The sequence below is a fragment of the Achromobacter sp. GbtcB20 genome (assembly GCF_019091095.1).
Lineage (GTDB): Bacteria > Pseudomonadota > Gammaproteobacteria > Burkholderiales > Burkholderiaceae_B > Achromobacter > Achromobacter mucicolens.
Genome location: NZ_JAGXJZ010000063.1, coordinates 1 through 1,463, shown reverse-complemented (window position 1 = coordinate 1,463; position 1,463 = coordinate 1). Strand labels below are relative to the sequence as shown.

Here is a 1,463-nt window from a genome sequence, read left to right as displayed (position 1 = left end):
TGAAAGTGTCGGCGGGCTATCAGGATGAAAAAGGATTGCGCATGTACCGTCTGGAGTCAGGCGGGAAATGGGCGCTGGTACAGAACTCATTTCGCAGTGTGATCTACAGGAATGTCCAATAAGGGAAACAACGGATAACAAAGAAGATGAAAAGCCGATGACCGACAAACCAATCTCCCTAACCTCCACCCCGCAAGGCTACGCCGACTGGCTGGCTGACCTGAAGGGCCGCATCCACACCGCCCAGCAGCGTGCGGCGCTAGCGGTCAATCTGGAACTGGTGAGCCTGTACTGGCAGATCGGTCGCGACATCCTGGCACGGCAAGCCGAGCAGGGTTGGGGCACGAAGGTGATTGAGCGGCTGGCGCATGACTTGCGTGCCGCCTTCCCGGACATGAAGGGTTTTTCGCCGCGCAACCTCAAGTACATGCGGGCGTTTGCTGAGGCCTGGCCGGACGCTGAAATTGTGCAGCAGGCTGCTGCCCAATTGCCGCTGGATCGCTTGAAAGCGCCAACGGAGCGGTTGGCGTATGCCCTCGCGGCCATCGAACATGGTTGGTCGCGCAATGTGCTGAACATCCACATCGAAACCCGCCTGCTGGAGCGCACGGGCAAAGCTGTTACCAATTTCGATCAGCGCCTGCCTGTACCGCAATCCGATCTGGCCATTGAGTCGCTGAAAGATCCGTACCGCTTCGATTTTCTTGGCCTGGGCGAGGAAGCACAGGAACGCGAAATTGAGAAGGCGTTGGTACAGCACGTTACCGATTTCCTGCTGGAGCTGGGGGCGGGCTTTGCCTTCGTCGGGCGGCAAGTGTTGCTGGACGTGGGCGGCGAGGAGTTCTTCATCGACCTGTTGTTCTACCACCTCAAGCTGCGCTGCTACGTGGTGATCGAACTGAAGGCAGGTAAGTTCAAGCCTGAGCACCTGGGACAATTGGGCTTTTACCTGACGGCGGTGGATCGGCAGGTGAAGCACGCGCAGGACAATCCGAGCATTGGCCTGCTGCTGTGCAAGAGCAAGAACAAGGTGGTGGCCGAGTACGCCCTGGGCGACAAGTCGCAGCCCATGGGCATTGCCGAATACAAGCTGGTGGAATCCCTGCCGCAAGAGCTGCAAACCAGCCTGCCGACGATCGAACAGATCGAGCGGGAGCTGGGCAACCCAGTGGATGATGGCGCCGAGGAATGATGTGATGACCCAACCCATGCCGCGCTCCGAGCGCAACAGCCAAAACCGCGTGGCGCGGCTGTTCACCACCCCACTGGCCGATGGCGGCCTGGGCTACGAACACTTGGGCAACTGGAGCAAGCGCGACCACAACCGCGCCATCGAAACCGCGCTGCTGCGCGCCAATCTGGCCGCTCGCGGTTATTCGTCTGCTCACATCAGTGCCGCCTTGCAGAAGCTGGAAGTTGCGGTGGATGTCACCGGCATCACGCCCTATCAGGCCAATCTGCGC

2 protein-coding genes are annotated in these 1,463 nt (G+C 59.7%); both read left to right on the top strand.

Annotated elements, in window-relative coordinates; translation table 11 throughout:
• Positions 1 to 157: 157 nt before the first annotated feature.
• Positions 158 to 1,192, top strand: a complete 1,035-nt coding sequence (locus KVT32_RS27745; RefSeq protein WP_217619154.1) for a YhcG family protein — start codon at positions 158 to 160, stop codon at positions 1,190 to 1,192.
• 4 nt (positions 1,193 to 1,196) lie between these two features.
• On the top strand, positions 1,197 to 1,463 hold a 267-nt coding region (locus KVT32_RS27740; protein ID WP_217619153.1), incomplete at its 3' end, for a hypothetical protein.

Excerpts from the sequence above, each read along its gene's own strand:
- KVT32_RS27745 (WP_217619154.1), top strand. The coding sequence starts at position 158 with ATGACCGACAAACCAATCTCCCTAACCTCCACCCCGCAAGGCTACGCC.